At 69.1% G+C, this 16,499-nt stretch carries 16 protein-coding genes and 1 pseudogene; 13 read left to right on the forward strand and 4 right to left on the reverse strand.

Annotation, left to right across the window (positions count from 1 at the left end):
- Positions 1-7: 7 nt before the first annotated feature.
- Complete coding sequence (locus QLH51_RS02185) at positions 8-652, reverse strand: Tim44/TimA family putative adaptor protein (RefSeq protein WP_206428858.1); 645 nt, start codon at positions 650-652, stop codon at positions 8-10.
- Between the two features lie 179 nt (positions 653-831).
- On the opposite strand from QLH51_RS02185, the gene secB reads away from it, so the two are divergent.
- The 4 genes from secB (at position 832) to QLH51_RS02205 (ending at position 5,699) form a co-directional block, all read left to right on the forward strand.
- Positions 832-1,332 (forward strand): protein-export chaperone SecB, encoded by a 501-nt coding sequence (gene secB / locus QLH51_RS02190; protein ID WP_125655284.1) that lies wholly within the window; start codon positions 832-834, stop codon positions 1,330-1,332.
- Positions 1,333-1,363: 31 nt separating this feature from the next.
- Positions 1,364-2,944: a murein biosynthesis integral membrane protein MurJ gene (gene murJ, locus QLH51_RS02195; protein WP_125655282.1), complete on the forward strand. Its 1,581-nt coding sequence runs from the start codon at positions 1,364-1,366 to the stop codon at positions 2,942-2,944.
- Positions 2,945-2,958: 14 nt separating this feature from the next.
- Positions 2,959-3,963, forward strand: a complete 1,005-nt coding sequence (gene trpS, locus QLH51_RS02200; protein WP_125655280.1) for a tryptophan--tRNA ligase — start codon at positions 2,959-2,961, stop codon at positions 3,961-3,963.
- Between the two features lie 104 nt (positions 3,964-4,067).
- Positions 4,068-5,699, forward strand: a complete 1,632-nt coding sequence (locus QLH51_RS02205) for an alpha-D-glucose phosphate-specific phosphoglucomutase (protein ID WP_125655278.1) — start codon at positions 4,068-4,070, stop codon at positions 5,697-5,699.
- A gap of 338 nt (positions 5,700-6,037) precedes the next feature.
- Here QLH51_RS02205 and dnaA read toward each other — a convergent pair whose 3' ends face one another.
- The 3 genes from dnaA to mutM form a co-directional block, all read right to left on the reverse strand.
- Positions 6,038-7,438 (reverse strand): chromosomal replication initiator protein DnaA, encoded by a 1,401-nt coding sequence (dnaA, locus tag QLH51_RS02210; protein ID WP_125655420.1) that lies wholly within the window; start codon positions 7,436-7,438, stop codon positions 6,038-6,040.
- Positions 7,439-7,915: 477 nt separating this feature from the next.
- Positions 7,916-8,179 carry a 30S ribosomal protein S20 gene (gene rpsT / locus QLH51_RS02215; RefSeq protein WP_125655276.1) on the reverse strand — a complete coding sequence of 88 codons (264 nt, stop codon included), beginning with the start codon at positions 8,177-8,179 and terminating at the stop codon, positions 7,916-7,918.
- 93 nt (positions 8,180-8,272) lie between these two features.
- The gene (mutM, locus tag QLH51_RS02220) at positions 8,273-9,085 is read right to left on the reverse strand and encodes a bifunctional DNA-formamidopyrimidine glycosylase/DNA-(apurinic or apyrimidinic site) lyase (protein ID WP_125655274.1); all 813 of its coding nucleotides are present in this window, start codon (positions 9,083-9,085) and stop codon (positions 8,273-8,275) included.
- Positions 9,086-9,186: 101 nt separating this feature from the next.
- Here mutM and QLH51_RS02225 point away from each other — a divergent pair, with 101 nt between their 5' ends.
- From QLH51_RS02225 to QLH51_RS02265, 9 genes and pseudogenes are all read left to right on the forward strand, one after another.
- Complete coding sequence (locus QLH51_RS02225; RefSeq protein ID WP_125655272.1) at positions 9,187-9,918, forward strand: class I SAM-dependent methyltransferase; 732 nt, start codon at positions 9,187-9,189, stop codon at positions 9,916-9,918.
- Positions 9,919-9,943: 25 nt separating this feature from the next.
- A pseudogene (gene ubiB, locus QLH51_RS02230) lies at positions 9,944-11,475 on the forward strand (2-polyprenylphenol 6-hydroxylase).
- Complete coding sequence (locus QLH51_RS02235; protein WP_125655268.1) at positions 11,472-12,566, forward strand: hypothetical protein; 1,095 nt, start codon at positions 11,472-11,474, stop codon at positions 12,564-12,566. The pseudogene ubiB and the gene QLH51_RS02235 overlap by 4 nt, the downstream one beginning before the upstream one ends.
- Positions 12,563-13,741 carry a bifunctional phosphopantothenoylcysteine decarboxylase/phosphopantothenate--cysteine ligase CoaBC gene (coaBC, locus tag QLH51_RS02240; RefSeq protein ID WP_125655266.1) on the forward strand — a complete coding sequence of 393 codons (1,179 nt, stop codon included), beginning with the start codon at positions 12,563-12,565 and terminating at the stop codon, positions 13,739-13,741. The genes QLH51_RS02235 and coaBC overlap by 4 nt, the downstream gene beginning before the upstream one ends.
- Positions 13,728-14,534, forward strand: a complete 807-nt coding sequence (locus QLH51_RS02245; RefSeq protein WP_125655264.1) for an alpha/beta hydrolase — start codon at positions 13,728-13,730, stop codon at positions 14,532-14,534. The genes coaBC and QLH51_RS02245 overlap by 14 nt, the downstream gene beginning before the upstream one ends.
- Entirely contained in the window at positions 14,531-14,968 is a 438-nt protein-coding gene (gene dut / locus QLH51_RS02250; RefSeq protein ID WP_125655262.1) for a dUTP diphosphatase, read from the forward strand. The genes QLH51_RS02245 and dut overlap by 4 nt, the downstream gene beginning before the upstream one ends.
- The gene (locus QLH51_RS02255) at positions 14,965-15,399 is read left to right on the forward strand and encodes a hypothetical protein (RefSeq protein ID WP_206428855.1); all 435 of its coding nucleotides are present in this window, start codon (positions 14,965-14,967) and stop codon (positions 15,397-15,399) included. The genes dut and QLH51_RS02255 overlap by 4 nt, the downstream gene beginning before the upstream one ends.
- Positions 15,396-16,145: a HesA/MoeB/ThiF family protein gene (locus QLH51_RS02260; protein WP_125655260.1), complete on the forward strand. Its 750-nt coding sequence runs from the start codon at positions 15,396-15,398 to the stop codon at positions 16,143-16,145. The genes QLH51_RS02255 and QLH51_RS02260 overlap by 4 nt, the downstream gene beginning before the upstream one ends.
- Positions 16,127-16,471, forward strand: coding sequence for a DsrE family protein (locus QLH51_RS02265; RefSeq protein WP_125655258.1), 345 nt, complete (start codon positions 16,127-16,129; stop codon positions 16,469-16,471). The genes QLH51_RS02260 and QLH51_RS02265 overlap by 19 nt, the downstream gene beginning before the upstream one ends.
- Positions 16,472-16,499 lie beyond the last annotated feature (28 nt).

The following is a 16,499-nucleotide window of genomic DNA, read 5'->3' on the forward strand; positions in this document are numbered from 1 at the left end:
ATCGGCGTCAGGCTTCGTCGGTGTCGGCGAGCTTCCAGTTCGGGTCGCCGCTCTTGAGCACCCGCAGGAACGTCCACACGTCATGCGTCTCGACCGCGTCCGACAGCGACCCGGCGATCATCGTGCCATCGGCATCGCGGGTGATCGCGGCGATATCGGCATCGAAGCGGACGGCGATACGGGCGACGCCGCCCTCGACCGACGCCTCGGTCACGACCGCACGCTCGATCGTCACCAGCCGGTTGTCGAGGACATGGCCCGCCGCGTTGCGCTCGGCGATCGCCTGCACGAACGCATCGCGCACCTCACGCTCGGTCAGCCATTCGAGTGTCGATTCGTCCCCCTTCCAGAAGGCTTCGAGGATCATGCGATAGGCGGACTTGGCGCCGTCGATGAACTGCGCGACGTCGAAGCCGGGGTCGGCGGCGATCAGCGCGCGCAGGCCGTTCTCCGCCCCGCTCTCGACATGACGCGGGCCCGGCACGCGCGTTTCCGGCGGCACCTCGATGGTGCGGGCCGGCGGCGGCGCACCGACGCGTTCCTCGGCGGCACGCGGCAAGGGTTCATGGCCGGTCCGCTTTCCCAGCACGGCATAGAGCCGCATGGCCAGAAACGCTGCGACCATCGCGAGCAGGACGACAAAAACCACCATGCCTCAACTTCCTTCCGTCGACCGGACATAGGACCGATCGGGTGCGGATACAAACGGTGCGACGGCCATCTGGTTCACCGGGCCGGTCGACCCGTTGAATCGCGGTCGTGCCGCTGCTAGTCCGCGCCATCTCAACGCGGCAAGCGCCAAAGCTTTCCGCTCTGCGGACAGGGATTATCATGGAAGATCAGAACGACGCCACCGGCATCGACGCCTTTGCCAATGGGGACGACAGCCAGCCGTCGGTCAACGTCATCACCCAGTACGTCAAGGACCTGTCGTTCGAGAATCCGGGCGCACCGGGCGTGTATCAGGTCGCGGGCACGCCCAAGCTCGACGTGCAGTTCAACATCGGCGCCAACCAGGTCGGCGACGACGTCCACGAAGTCGTGCTGAAGATCGAGGCGCGCGCCGAGATCGAGGATCAGGTGATGTACCTCGTCGACCTGTCGTTCGCCGGCCTGTTCGGACTGCGCAACATTCCCGCCGAGCATCTCCAGCCGTTCCTGCTGGGCGAAGCGCCGCGCATCCTGTTCCCCTTCGCCCGCCGCGTGCTGGCCGATGCGGTGCGCGACGGCGGCTTCCCACCGCTGATGCTCGAACCGATCGACTTCGCGCAGCTCTATATCCAGCAGGCCGACCAGCAGGGTGCGCTGGGCGAAGTCGCCGGCCACGCCTGAACATTTTTAGGGCAGGTCGCGGAATAGCACCGTGAAGCTGGCGAAATCGCTGGGATCGGTCGGCGGGCTGACGCTGGCCAGCCGGGTGCTGGCGCTGGTCCGCGACTCGTTGCAGGCGACGTTCGTCGGCGCTGGCTTCGCGTCGGACGCGTTCCTCGTCGCCTTCCGCCTGCCCAACATGTTCCGCGCGCTGTTCGCCGAAGGCGCGTTCAACGCCGCGTTCGTGCCGCTGTTCAGCCAGAAGGTGGCCGAGGGCGAAGAGGCGACCGAGGGACAGGGCCTCCCGACCGGCATCGCCTTTGCCCGCGACGTGCTGTCGGTGCTGCTGCCGGTGCTGATCGCCGCGACGATCGTCATGCTGATCGCCGCATGGCCGCTGACGTGGCTGCTGTCGGGCGGGTTCAACGATCCGACGCCGGACCAGTTCGCCTATGCGGTCACGCTGTCGCGGATCACCATCCCCTATCTGCTGCTGATCTCGATCGTGTCGCTGCTCGGCGCGATCCTCAATTCGCTCGACAAATTCTGGGTCAATGCCGCCGCCCCGATCCTGCTGAACGTCGCGATGGTCGCGGGGCTGCTCTTCTTCCACGGGCCCGACCCGTATGCGACGGCGCGGGTGCAGGCGTGGACGGTGACGATCGGCGGCGCGTTGCAACTCGGCTGGCTGATGGTCGCCTGTCGCCGCGCCGGGGTGTCGCTGCGGCCCCGCCGGCCGCGCCTGACCCCCGATGTCCGCCGGATGCTGCGGCTGATCGTGCCCGCCGCCGCCGGGGCCGGCGCGATGCAGGTGAACCTCGTCGTCTCGACCGCGCTGTCGGGCAAGCTGCTCGATGCCGGCTCGATCTCGTACATCTATTACGCCGACCGGCTGAACCAGCTGCCGCTGGGCCTCATCGGCATCGGCCTCGGCACCATCCTGCTCCCCACCATCTCGCGCCAGCTCAACCGCAAGGACGATGCCGGGGCGATGGATACCCAGAACCGAGGGATCGAACTGGCGCTGTTGCTGACGCTGCCCGCGACCATCGCCTTCCTGACCGTCGCCGAACCGATCATCCGCGCGCTGTTCCAGCATGGCGCGTTCGGCGCCGAGGACACGATCCGCTGCGCACAGGCGCTCGCCGCCTTCTCGCTGGGGCTGCCGGCCTATGTCCTCATCAAGGTGCTGACGCCCGGCTTCTATGCGCGGCAGGATACGCGGACGCCGGTGCGCTTCGCGATGTGGTCGATCGCCATCAACATCGTCCTGAACCTGATGCTGATCCCGACCATCGCCCATATCGGCCCGCCGCTGGCGACCGCCATCGCGGCATGGGTCAATGTCGCGATGCTGTACTGGACGCTTCGGCGGCGCGGGCATTTCGCGCTCGACCGGCAGTTGACCCATCGCCTGCCGCGCTTCGCCGTCGCCGCGCTGCTGATGGGGGGGGCGCTGTTCTTCGCCGACACGCTCGTCGCGCCATGGACGACCGGCGCGGTCGTGACCCGCGTCATCGGCATGGTCGCCCTCGTCGGGGCGGGGGCGATCGTCTATGGCCTCGCCTGCCTTGCCACCGGGGCGTTCCGGCTGGCCGATCTTCGCGCGCTGCTGCGGCGGCGGGCCGCGTAACACAGGAAACCAACATGCGTGTCGTCTCCGGCATCCAGACCACTGGCAATCTCCACCTCGGCAACTATCTGGGCGCGATCCGCAACTGGGTGCGGTTGCAGGACCGGATGGGCGCGGACGATGTCTGCCTGTTCTTCCTCGCCGATCTCCATGCGCTGACGGTGACGCAAGACCCGAAGGAGATGGCGTCGAACACGATCGAGATGGCGGCGACCTTGCTCGCCGCCGGGATCGATCCCGACCGCTCGATCCTGTTCAACCAGGCGCGCGTGCCCGCGCACAGCGAGCTGGCATGGATCCTGGGCGGCACGGCGCGCGTCGGCTGGCTCAACCGCATGACCCAGTGGAAGGACAAGGCGGGCAAGAACCGCGAAGGCGCCAGCGTCGGGCTGTTCACCTATCCGGTGCTGCAGGCCGCCGACATCCTTGCGTACCGGGCGACCCATGTGCCGGTCGGCGAGGACCAGAAGCAGCATCTGGAGCTGGCGCGCGATATCGCCACCAAGTTCAACCTCGATTTCGGGGTCGAGCTGTTCCCGCTGCCCGAACCGATGATCCCGGAAGACACACCGCGGATCATGTCCTTGCGCGACGGCATGGCGAAGATGTCGAAATCCGATCCCTCGGACATGAGCCGCATCAACCTGATCGATTCGGACGATCAGATCGCGACCAAGTTCCGCAAGGCGAAGACCGATCCCGAACCCCTGCCGTCGGAGGTTGCCGGGCTGGCCGAACGGCCGGAAGCACGCAACCTCGTCACCATCTTTGCCGCGCTGTCGGGGGAGACGTCGCAGGACGTGCTCGCCAGCTTCGGCGGGCAGGGGTTCGGCGCGTTCAAGCCCGCGCTGGCCGATCTGGCGGTGGCGAAGCTGGGGCCGATCCGCGACCGGCTGGTGGCGCTGCTCGACGACCGGACGGCGGTCGGCGCAACGCTGGCCCGGGGGGCGGCAAGGGCCGACGCATTGGCGCGGCCCACGCTGCTGGCGGCGCAGCAGGCGCTCGGCCTGCAAGTTTGAACTTTTGTTTTGTTTAATGCGGGTGTCGTGGTCGATTTAATGTTGGCCGCGACACCTTCGCCACCTTATGCGTTCGGCAACACCCACCACAGGGGACGCCGTTCGTGACCAGCACCACCATCCAGACCAAGCCCTTCACCGACCAGAAGCCCGGCACGTCGGGCCTGCGCAAGAAGGTGCGGGTGTTCCAGCAGCCGCATTATGCCGAAAACTTCATCCAGTCGGTGTTCGACGTCGTCGAGGGCAAGGCCGGCGCGACGCTGGTGATCGGTGGCGACGGCCGCTACCTGAACCGCGAGGTGATCCAGACCGCGATCCGCATGGCCGCCGCCAACGGCTTCGCCCGCGCCATCGTCGGACAGGGCGGCATCCTGTCGACCCCGGCCGCCTCGAACGTCATCCGCACCCGCGGTGCGATCGGCGGCCTCGTCCTGTCGGCCAGCCACAATCCCGGCGGCCCCGACGAGGATTTCGGCATCAAGTACAACGTGTCGAACGGCGGCCCCGCGCCCGAGAGCTTCACCGACGCGCTCTATGCCCGCACGCTGGAGATCGACCGCTATGTCATCAGCGACGTCGCGGACATCGACCTCGACGCGCCCGGCGAGACGTCCGTCGACGGGCTGACCGTCGAGGTGATCGACCCGGTCGCCGCCTATGCCGAGTGCATGGAGGGGCTGTTCGACTTCGCCGCGATCCGCGACCTGATCGCCGGCGGCTTCCGCCTGTCGTTCGACGCGATGAGCGCGGTCACCGGACCCTATGCGACCGAAATCCTCGAACGCCGCCTCGGTGCCGCGCCCGGCACGGTCGTCAACGGCACTCCCCTGCCCGACTTCGGCGGCCACCACCCCGACCCCAACCTCGTCCACGCGCACGAGCTGTACGACCGGATGATGGCCGACGACGCGCCCGAATTCGGCGCGGCATCGGACGGCGACGGCGACCGCAACCTCATCATCGGGCGCGGCATCTTCGTCACCCCGTCCGATTCGCTCGCCGTTCTCGCGGCGAACGCGCACCTCGCTCCCGCCTACAAGGACGGCATCGCCGGCATCGCGCGCTCGATGCCGACCTCCGCCGCCGCCGATCGCGTGGCGCAGGCGCTGAACGTGCCGCTGTACGAGACGCCGACGGGGTGGAAGTTCTTCGGCAACCTGCTCGACGCCGGACTCGTCACCATCTGTGGCGAGGAGAGTGCGGGGACGGGATCGAACCATGTCCGCGAGAAGGACGGGCTGTGGGCGGTGCTGCTGTGGCTCAACATCCTCGCCGTGCGGCGCCAGCCGGTGGCGGAGATCATGGCCGACCATTGGGCGCGCTATGGCCGCAACTATTATGCACGGCACGATTACGAGGGCGTCGAACAGGCCGGGGCGGATGCGCTGATGGCGTCGCTGCGCGAACGGCTGGCGACGCTGCCCGGCACGACGATCGGCGACCTGACGGTATCGGAGGCCGACGACTTCGCCTATCACGACAGCACCGACGGATCGGTCAGCCGCAACCAGGGCATCCGCATCCTGTTCGCCGACGGATCGCGCATCGTGTTCCGCCTGTCGGGCACCGGCACGCAGGGCGCGACGCTGCGCGTCTATATCGAACGCTATGCGCCCACGGATGGCGATCTGGCGCAGGAAACCGGCGATGCGCTGGCCCCGCTGGTCGCGGCTGCGGAGCGCGTGGCATCGATCCGGGAGCATACCGGGCGTAACGAGCCGGACGTCATTACGTAAGAAGAAGTTGGTTCACGCGGAGGCGCGGAGGCGCGGAGGGGTTGCGATATTGGCAGCCCTTCCGCGATCGGGAGACGGCTGCGCTTGTGACTGGGCAAGTGTGAAGGCCGCTGACGCGGCAGGACGCTTCTGCGAGGCGCAACTCTCCGCGCCTCCGCGCCTTCGCGTGAACCAGTTCTTCTTCGGCCACCTTCCAGCCCGTTCGGTTCGAGCAGCTTCGAGCTTGTCGAGAAGCGGCAGTCGAGAACGCGCTGCTCAGGGCAAGCCCTTCTCGACTTCGGTCCTCGACAGGCTCGAACCTGCGCTCGAAGCAAACGGGGGGACTTGAAAAAGGGCGCTCAGCCTTCGAGCGAGCGCAGCAGCGTGCGGACGGCGGTGTCGATCTCGCGGTCCACCCCACGCAATTCCTCGATCCGGCGTACCGCATGGATCACGGTCGAATGGTCGCGGTTGCCGAACTTGCGACCGATTTCCGGCAGCGAGCGGGTCGTCAGCCGCTTGGCAAGATACATCGCCACCTGCCGCGGGCGGGCGATGACCTGTGCGCGGCGCGCCGAGACGAGATCGAGTTGCTTCACCTCGAAATGCGCCGATACCGCCCGCTGGATATCGTCGATGGTGACGCGCCTCGCCGGCCCTGCCAGCATCTCGCCCAGCGTCGCATGGGCGAACGCCATGTCGATCGTGTCGCCGGTCAGCGAAGCATAGGCGATCAGGCGGTTGAGCGCGCCTTCCAGCTCGCGCACGCTGCCGCGAATCCGCCCGGCCAGCAGGTCGACGACGTCCCCGGGCACCGCGATGCCGGGCACCTCGGCCAGCTTGGCGGCGAGGATCGCGTGGCGCAGGTCGGTCTCGGGCGTCTTGATGTCGGCGACCAGACCGCCGCCGAGGCGCGACAGCAGCCGCGGGTCGATCCCGTCGAGCAACGCTGGCGAGCGGTCGCAGGCGATCACCACCCGCTTGCCCGCGTCCATGAAGGCGTTGATCGTGTGAAGGCATTCCTCCTGCGTCGCGTCCTTGCCGGCGACGAACTGGAGGTCGTCGATCATCAGCAGGTCGACGCCGCGCAGCTTCGCCTTGAACCCGTGCGTGTCGCGCGCGCGCATGGCGGCCACGAATTCGAACATGAACCGCTCGGCGGGCAGGTACACCGCGCTCGCCGCCGGATCGGCATCGAGAAACGCATGGCCGATGGCATGCATCAGGTGCGTCTTGCCAAGGCCGGTGCCGCTGTGGAGGAACAGCGGGCTGAAGCGCGGCACGCCGGGTTCGGCGACTGCCTTCGCCGCATTGAACGCCACGCGATTGGAGGCCGACACGACGAACCGGTCGAAGCGGTAGCGCGGATCGAACGTCGGGCGTTCGGCAGGCGCGCGCTGCGGCACGGCCGGCGCCGGTGCGGCGGTGAGCGGGGCCGGCACGGCGGACGCTTCGGGCATCGGCGCTGGCGGCACGATCCGCGCCTGCAGGGCGGTGGCGGTTTCGACCACGACGTCGCGGACCTGGGGAAGCTGTGCGCGGAATTCGTGGGTCAGGCGCTCGGCATAGTGATTGCGGACCCAATCGGTCATGAAGGCGGACGGCAGGGTCAGGCGGACGACGCCGTCGCCGTCGGGGGCGACCAGTTCCATCGGCTTGAGCCACCGGTCGAACAGCCGCTGTCCGGCGGACGCACGCAGGTTCTGGCGCACGCGGGCCCATGCCGCCGCAACCTCCACCTGTCCATGATCCACCGGCATCGTCACGTCAGGCACACCTCTCCCGTGCGGAGAATCGGGGTTCTCCGCCACGTTTCGTCGTCGTCTAAAAATCCCCCCTCGATCCCGCCGAAACGGGGATCGCACACGAAGATTCGCGTGGGCCCCGGATCGCCGCAGCGGTGCCGGGGAGTGCTGTTTAGGAACGGGAAGCGCCGTCGATCAAGTCATCAAACCGAAATAAAGACGGTTGACAGGCCATGGGCCGCAGAAATGCGTCGAATTTCTTTTTTGATGTTATTTATCAGTATCTTAGCGGCGTAATCGGGAGCCGGTCGGGCAGAATCCAAGGATTTCCGCCATTTCCCGAAACCGTTGATTCGACCCTTGCGATCGGAACCGGTTTTCCGCCGCGGGACAAACCGGAAACGCCCCGGAACGCGATGACGGCGGACGCAAGAAACCCCGCCGACCTGGGGTCGACGGGGCAGCTTGTTCGTCAACGCTTGCGTCAGCGGATCAGGCGATCCCGCCGACCGCCTTCGTCAGACGTGCGAACTTGCGGCTCGCGGTGTTCTTGTGCAGCACGCCCTTGGCGACGCCACGGGCCAGCTCGGGCTGGACGCCGGCGAGCGCCGTGGTGGCTGCTTCGCGGTCGCCGGCGACGATCGCTGCCTCGACCTTCTTCACGAAGGTCCGGATGCGGCCGACGCGCGCACCATTGATTTCCGCACGACGCGCATTGCGCCGGATACGCTTCTTCGCCTGTGGCGTATTCGCCATGCCGTCCTCGACTCTCGCAAATGATTGGTGCCGATCGGACAGAACCCGACCGGAGAAGGTGCGCCCCTTAAACCGTCGGGGACGTGCGGTCAACTATTGCTGGCACGTCCGGCACCAGAAGGTGGAGCGACCGCCATCGACCCGGCGCTCGACGACGCCGCCGCACGGACACGCCTCGCCTTCGCGGCCATACACCCGGAATTGCTTGGAAAAATAGCCCAGTTCGCCATCGGGCCGGGCATAGTCGCGCAGCGTCGATCCCCCCGCCTCGATCGCGGCGAGCAGCACGCCGCGAATCGCATCGACCAGCAACGCCAGCCGCTCGACCGCGATCTGCCCCGCCGGCCGCGTCGGCGCGATTCGCGCGACGTTGAGCGCCTCGCAGACATAGATGTTGCCCAGCCCCGCCACGATCCGCTGGTCGAGCAGCAGCAGCTTGACCGGTGCGATCCGGCCGGCGAACCGGCGTTCGAGATGCTCTGCAGTGAGGTCCGGTCCCAGCGGCTCGGGACCGAGCGCGGCGAACGGCGGCCATGCGGCAAGGTCGGGCGTCGGCATCAGGTCGACCGAACCGAAACGGCGCGGGTCGTTCAGCACCACCTGCCGCCCGCCCGCGGTGTCGATCACGAGATGGTCGTGCGGCAGCGGCGCATCCGGATCGACCCGCCAGCGCCCCGACATGCCGAGGTGGAAGACGAAGCTGTCGCCGCGATCGGTGTCGATCACCCCGTATTTCGCGCGCCGCGACAGGCCGGTGACCGTCGCCCCGGTCAGCCGCTGCCCGAGGTCCACCGGCATGGCGCGGCGCAGGTCGGCGCGATTCGCGACGACGCGGGTCAGGCGCTGGCCGTGCAGCACCGGGGTCAGCCCGCGCACGGTGGTTTCGACTTCGGGCAGTTCGGGCATGCCATCCTTCTGTCGCCGCGACCGTTCCGAAGCCGGGGCCATACGCAAAGAAAGCTAGGTTCGGTTTGCTCCCGCCACAAGGCGCGGCTAGGGCTGTGGCCATGAACGACACGGTATCCTTCGGCTATGAAGACGTAGCCCCCGACGAGAAGACGCGGCGCGTCGGCGACGTCTTTGCGAACGTCGCCGCCCGCTACGACCTGATGAACGACGCGATGTCGGGGGGGATGCACCGGTTGTGGAAGGACCGGTTCGTCGCGCGGGTAAAGCCGCAGAGGGACGACGCGATCCTCGACATGGCCGGGGGCACCGGCGACATCGCGTTCCGCATGGCGAAGGCGGGGGCGGCGATCACCGTTGCCGACATCAACCCGGCGATGCTGGGCGTCGGCATGGAACGTGCCGCCAAGCGCGGGATCGACGGCCTCGTCTGGTCCGAACAGAATGCCGAGACGCTGGATTTTGCCGATCACAGCTTCGATGCCTATACGATCGCGTTCGGCATCCGCAACGTGACCGACATTCCAAAGGCGCTGCGCGAGGCGCATCGGGTGCTCAGGCGCGGCGGGCGGTTCTTCTGCCTCGAATTCTCGACCGTGACGTGGCCGGGGTTCGCCGACGTCTACGATCAGTATTCGCACAGGCTGGTGCCCAAGCTCGGCAAGCTGCTGGCGAATGACGAGGACAGCTATCGCTACCTGATCGAATCGATCCGGCGCTTTCCCGACATGCCGACGTTCGAGCGGATGATCGCCGATGCCGGGTTCATCCGGACGCGCGTCGAGCCGATCATGGGCGGGCTGGTCGCGATCCATAGCGGGTGGAAGATTTGACGCCGCACGCCACGCGACGGCCGCGATGACCTCCACGCTCACCCATGGCTGGCGCATCCTGAAATGGGGGCGCACGCTGGCGCGGCACGGCGCACTGATCGATATCGAGCGCAATCCGCGCACCCCGCCGCGGTTGCGCCGGGTGGTGCGCCTTGCCCGGTTCGGCGCGCGCGTGCCCGCGACGCCACGCTATGCCGAGGCGTTCGCCGCGCTCGGCCCGGCAGCGATCAAGCTGGGCCAGACGCTCGCCACCCGCCCCGATCTGGTGGGTGAGGCGGTGGCGCAGGACCTGCTCTCGTTACAGGACGCGCTGCCGCCGCTGCCGTGGAGCGTGGTGCGCCCGGCGATCGAATCGGGGCTGGGCCAGCCGATCGACGCGCTGTTCGCCTCCATCGAGGAGACGCCGGTCGGCGCCGCCTCTATCGCGCAGGTCCACCGCGCGGTCACCACCGACGGCCGGCAGGTCGCGGTGAAGGTGCTGCGCCCCGGCGTCGAATCGCAGTTCTTCGACGCGATCGACACCTATGAATGGGCCGCCGCCCGGCTGGAGACGATGGGCGGCGAACTGAAGCGGCTGCGCCCGCGCCTCGTGATCGAGACGATGAAGCGCTGGACCGCGCGCGAGCTCGACCTGCGGCGCGAGGCGGCGTCGGCGTCGGAACTGGCCGACGGCATGGAGGCCGAGCCCGACTTCACCATTCCCGACATCGATTGGCAGCGCACCACGTCGAAGGTGCTGACGACGCAGTGGATCGACGGCATCAAGCTGTCGAACCGCCCCGCGCTGATCGCCGCCGGGCACGATCTGACCGCGATGGCGACGCGGCTGGTGCGCGCCTTCCTGCGACAGGCGATCGCCGACGGCTTCTTCCATGCCGACATGCACCAGGGCAATCTGTTCGCGCTGCCCGACGGGCGCATCGCCGCGATCGATTTCGGCATCATGGGCCGGATCGACCGGCGCGCACGCGTGTGGCTGGCCGAAATCCTCTACGGCCTGATTACCGGCGACTACAAGCGCGTGGCGGAGATCCATTTCGAGGCGGGCTATGTCCCCGCCCACCACAATGTCGCCGAATTCGCCACCGCGCTGCGGGCGGTCGGCGAGCCGATGCGTGGCCTCGCGGTCAAGGACATGTCGGTCGGCATGATGCTCGATTCGCTGTTCAACATCACCCGCGACTTCGACATGCAGACCCAGCCGCACCTGCTGCTGCTGCAAAAGACGATGGTGATGGTGGAGGGGGTCGCGACCGCGCTCGATCCCGACATCAATCTGTGGGAAACGGCGGCGCCGTTCGTGCGCGGGTGGATCCGCGACGAGCTGGGGCCGGAGGCGATGGTCGCCGACCGGATCATCACCGACCTGCGCACCTTTGCGCGCCTGCCCGACCTGCTGCGCAATATCGAGGCGCGCTATCCCGGCCCCGGCGGCGCCCCCCCTCCCCGCCGCTGCCCGATATCGCGGTGGTCAAGGTCGGCGGCGGCTGGCGCTACGGTCTGGTCGCGCTGGCGAGCGGAACGGCCGGGGCCGCGCTGATGCAGCTGCTGGGATGATCCGCGCGCGGCCGCCGATATGGCTGTCGTCGTCCAGCCGGTTCGCGACATTGCGTCCGGCGATCGCCATCGCGCTCGCGATCCTGTTCGCGCTGCTGCTGGGATCGGCATGGGTCCAGCCGGGCGAGGACAGTGGCGTGCGCGGCAGCGGGCAGACCGATCTCGGGCTGTACGGCGCAGTGGTCGATGGCCTGCGCGCCGGTGGCGACTATTACAGTGTTGCCGCACAGGAGTTGCGCGCGGGCGGCTATCCGCTGCGCCCCTTCCCCGCCGTCCGCCTGCCGACGCTGGCGGTGGTACAGGCGGCGTTGCCCGACGCCGTGTCGATCGGCGCGCTGGTGCTGCTCGCCATCGCCACCGGCCTCGCCTGGACCCGGCGGATCGGCGAATGGTTCGCGCGGGGCGCCCCGCGCATCACCGCGCTGTTCCTGCTGGCGGGCGGCATGGTCGCGTTCGTCCAGCCGTCGCTGGTGCACTTCCACGACCTGTGGGCCGGGTTGCTGATCGCCCTGTCGCTGGCGATCCGGCGCGACGACCGCTGGATCGAAGCGGTGGCGATCGCACTGTGCGCGATGCTGATCCGCGAGACCGCAGCGCTCTTTGCGCTGGCGATGCTGGCGATGGCGCTGGTCGAGGGGCGGCGGCGCGAGGCGCTGGCATGGGTCGCGGCGCTGCTGGTGTTCGTCGCGCTGCTGTCGCTCCATGCGCGCGCGGTCGGGATGATCGCCGGGCCGCTCGACGCGGTGTCGCCGGGATGGAGCGGCCTGCACGGGCCGGGGCTGTTCGCCTCCGCCATGGCGCGCTCGACCGCGCTGACGCTGCTGCCATGGTGGCTCGGCGCGCCGCTGGCGATGCTGGCACTGGTCGGCTGGAGCGCGGCGCCGGGGCCACTGGGGCTGCGCGCGGCGCTGGTGTTCGGCGGCTATGCCGCGGCGATCGCGTTGTTCGCACGGACCGACACCTTCTACTGGGTGTTGGCCGCCGCCCCTGCCTATCTGGTCGGCATCGCCTTCCTGCCCGATGCCGCCCGCGACCTGACGCGGACGTTGCTCGACAGACGGCGCGTTCGGGTGCAGAGGATCACGCGATGACACGCATCTTGCTGATCGTCGGTGGGGGCATCGCCGCGTACAAGGCGTGCGAGCTGATCCGCCTGCTGCGCGGGGCCGGGCACAGCGTCCGCTGCGTCCTGACCGATGGCGGTGCGCAGTTCGTGACGCCGATGACGCTGGCCGCCCTGTCCGAACAGCCGGTTCATACCAGCCTGTGGGACCTGAAGGACGAAGCGGAGATGGGCCATATCCAGCTCAGCCGTCAGGCCGATCTGGTCGTCGTCGCCCCCGCCACCGCCGACCTGCTGGCGCGCATGGCGGCGGGTGTCGCCGACGACCTTGCCACCACGCTGCTGCTCGCCACCGACAAGCCGGTACTGGCGGTGCCGGCGATGAACGTGCGCATGTGGCAGCATGCCGCCACCACCCGCAACGTGGCGACGCTGCGCGGCGATGGCGTGACCGTGATGGAACCGGACGACGGCGCGATGGCGTGTGGCGAATTCGGCCCCGGCCGCCTGCCCGAACCGGTGGCGATCGTCGCCGCGATCGGCGCGATGACCGCCCCGGCCGCGCCGCAATCGCTGGCCGGACGGCGCATCCTCGTCACCGCCGGGCCGACGCATGAGCCGATCGACCCGGTGCGCTATCTCGCCAACCGATCGTCGGGGAAGCAGGGGTTCGCGATCGCGGCGGCCTGTGCCGCCCGCGGGGCACGGGTGACGCTGGTCGCCGGGCCGGTAAACCTGCCGACGCCGTCCGGGGTCACGCGCATCGACGTCGAATCGGCGCGCGACATGGCCAATGCCGTCGCGCAGGCGCTGCCGGCCGATGCCGCGATCATGGTCGCCGCGGTCGCCGACTGGCATGTCGAGGCGGCTGCGTCCAAGCTGAAGAAGGGCGACGGCCCGCCCGTGCTGACGCTGCAACCCAATCCCGACATCCTCGCGATGCTCGGCCGATCCCCGCGCCGCCCGCGGCTGCTGGTCGGCTTCGCCGCCGAAACCGACGACGTGCTGGCCCATGCCACCGCGAAGCGGACCGCCAAGAACGCCGACTGGATCGTCGCCAACGACGTGTCGGGCGACGTCATGGGCGGTGATCGCAACGCCGTCCACCTCGTCACCGCCGACGGCATCGAACCGTGGGCCGATGCGCCCAAGGGGGACGTCGCCGCCCGCCTTGCCGATCGGATCGCCGATGCGCTGGCTTAGCGTCCTGCTCCTCCTCGGCGCGGCCGGCTGCGCGACGCACGGATCGTCGCCGTCTTCCTTGTCGGCGCAGAGTTTCGGCCCCGATTCGGCACGCGACGTGCGGACGCTGGTGCTGGTGCTGCATGCCGATGGCGATGGCGACGTGCCCGCCGCGTTCGCGGATGCGGCGCACGGCATCGCCGATGCCATTCCCCATGCGCGGGCGGTGGCGCTGCTGCGCCCGGGCTATCGCGATGTGGCGGGCAACAGTTCGCCGGGAATGCGCGGCGGGATCGGCGGCGACAGCTACACGCCCGAACGGATCGCTGCGGTCGCCGACACCATCGCCCGGTGGCGCGCCCGCTATCCGCAGGCGCGCACGATCCTCGTCGGGCAGTCGGGCGGCGCGGCGATGGCGGCGGCGCTGACCGGCCTCCGCCCCGGACTGGTCGACGGCGTCGTGCTGGCCGGGTGCCCGTGCATGCTGCCCGAATGGCGCAGATATCGCGCGAAGCAGGGGCATGGCGGCTTCGCGACCCCGGTCGCCAGCTTCGACCCGTTGATGACGGTCGGCGGCGTGGCGCCCGCGACCCGGGTCGCGCTGCTGGTCGGATCGAACGATACCGATACGCCGCAGCGCTTCTCGCGCGCCTATGCCGAGGCGCTGGCGCTGCGCGGCATCGCCACCGACTATCGCGTGCTGCCGGGGCGCGGCCACGACCTGCTGCGCGATCCCGACCTCGTCGATGCCGTGCGACGCATGTCCGCCGATCCGGCAGGCATGTCGCGGCAGACTGCGAAGGTGACGCCGTGATCGCGCTCCGCCTCCTCCGCCTGCCACATGGTGCCGGCCTGCCGCTCCCGGTCTATGCCACCCCCGGCGCGGCGGGGATGGACGTCGTCGCGGCCGAGGATGTCGAACTGGCGCCCGGCGCACGACACGCCGTCGCCACCGGCTTCGCCATGGCGATTCCCGAAGGCTACGAGGTGCAGGTCCGCCCCCGTTCGGGACTGGCGCTCAAACACGGCATCACCTGTCTCAACACGCCCGGCACCATCGACAGCGACTATCGCGGCGAGGTGAAGGTGATCCTCGCCAATCTCGGGCAGGAACCGTTCCGCGTCGTCCGCGGCGAACGGATCGCGCAGCTCGTCCCCGCCCCGGTCCTGCGCGCGACGCTGGACGAGGTCGAGGCGCTGGACGACACCGCGCGCGGCGCGGGCGGCTTCGGGTCGACCGGACGATGACCGCGCTCGTGCTGCTCGGACTCGGCCTTCAGGTGTCGCAGGTTACGCCGCCGGCCCCGCCCGCCGATGCGCAGGCTGCCCCGGTCGTGCGATCGCCGATCGACTGGGACGCGTTGCCGCCGCTCCCCTATCGCCGCACCCCGCGCCCGACCGCGCAGATGACCGCGTTCGTCCTTGCCGAAATGAAGCGCGCGGGATGCCCCCGGCCGATCCCGGTCGCCGGCAACAACCAGCTGCGCGTCGACGTCGCCGTGCTGATCGGCGAGGACCATGTCGTGCGCGCCACCATCCCGCGCGCGATCCGGTGTCCGACGGTCGAACAATATGCCGCGGGGCTGGTCGTCAGCTATGCCCGCGGCAACCTGGTCCCGCGCTTCGTCAATGCCGGCAACTGGTATCGCGCGGTGCTGCTGTTCGACTGGGTCGAATGAATTTCTCCGATGCCGAACTCGACCGCTACGCCCGCCACCTCGTCCTGCGCGAGGTCGGCGGGGCGGGCCAGGCCGCGCTCAAGGCGGCCCGTGTCGTCGTGATCGGCGCGGGCGGCATCGGATCGCCAGCGCTGCAATATCTGGCGGCGGCCGGGGTGGGCACGCTGGTCGTGATCGACGACGACCGGGTCGATGCCAGCAACCTGCAACGCCAGACCTTGTTCGCCGATACCGATATCGGCACGGCGAAGGTCGCGGCAGCAGCAGCGGCGCTGGCGCGGATCAACCCGTTCGTCACCGTCGAGCCGCATGCGCTGCGCATCGATGCCGGCAACGCCGCCGACCTGCTGGCCGGTGCCGATGTCGTGGTCGACGGCTGCGACAATTTCGCGACGCGCCTGGCGGTCGCCGATGCCGCGATCGCCGCGCGCGTCCCGCTGGTGTCGGCGGCGGTCGGCCAGTTCGAGGGGCAGCTGGGCGTGTTCCGGGGGTGGGAGGCGCATCTGCCCTGCTATCGCTGCTTCGTCGGCGACGATCCCGCGCGTGCCGATGCCAGCTGCGCCGATCAGGGCGTGCTGGGCGCGCTGACCGGGATCATCGGCAGCATGGCGGCGCTGGAGGCGATGCGCGCCATCGTCGGTTTCGGTGACGATCCGGCAGGACGGATGCTGGTCGCCGACCTGCTCGCCTTCCGCTTCCGCACGCTGGCCCTGCCAAAGGATCCCGGATGCCGATGCGCGGGTTGACGATCCTCATCACAAACCCCGACCCCAACCGCTTCCGCACCGCCTTGACCATGGCCGCCGCCGCCGCCGCGTTGGGCGCGCCGACACGGGTTTATCTGCATGAAGGCGCCGTGACGCTGCTTTCGGCACAAGACATGCGGGTTCCGGCCGGCCTGCCGATGCTCGGCGAATTGCGCGCCATCGCCATCGACAGCGGCGTCGCATTGATCGCGTGCCAGACCGGTCTCGCGCTCGCCGGCCTGTCGGCCGATGCCGCCGGGGTCGAGGCCGGCGGCATGATCGACCTGCTGGCTACGCTCAGCGACGACCGGCTGGTCACGCTGTAGCGGGCGGGAGCGGAACGCCCCCGCCCTG

This window comes from Sphingomonas sp. 2R-10, assembly GCF_030062225.1.
Classification (GTDB): Bacteria; Pseudomonadota; Alphaproteobacteria; order Sphingomonadales; family Sphingomonadaceae; genus Sphingomonas.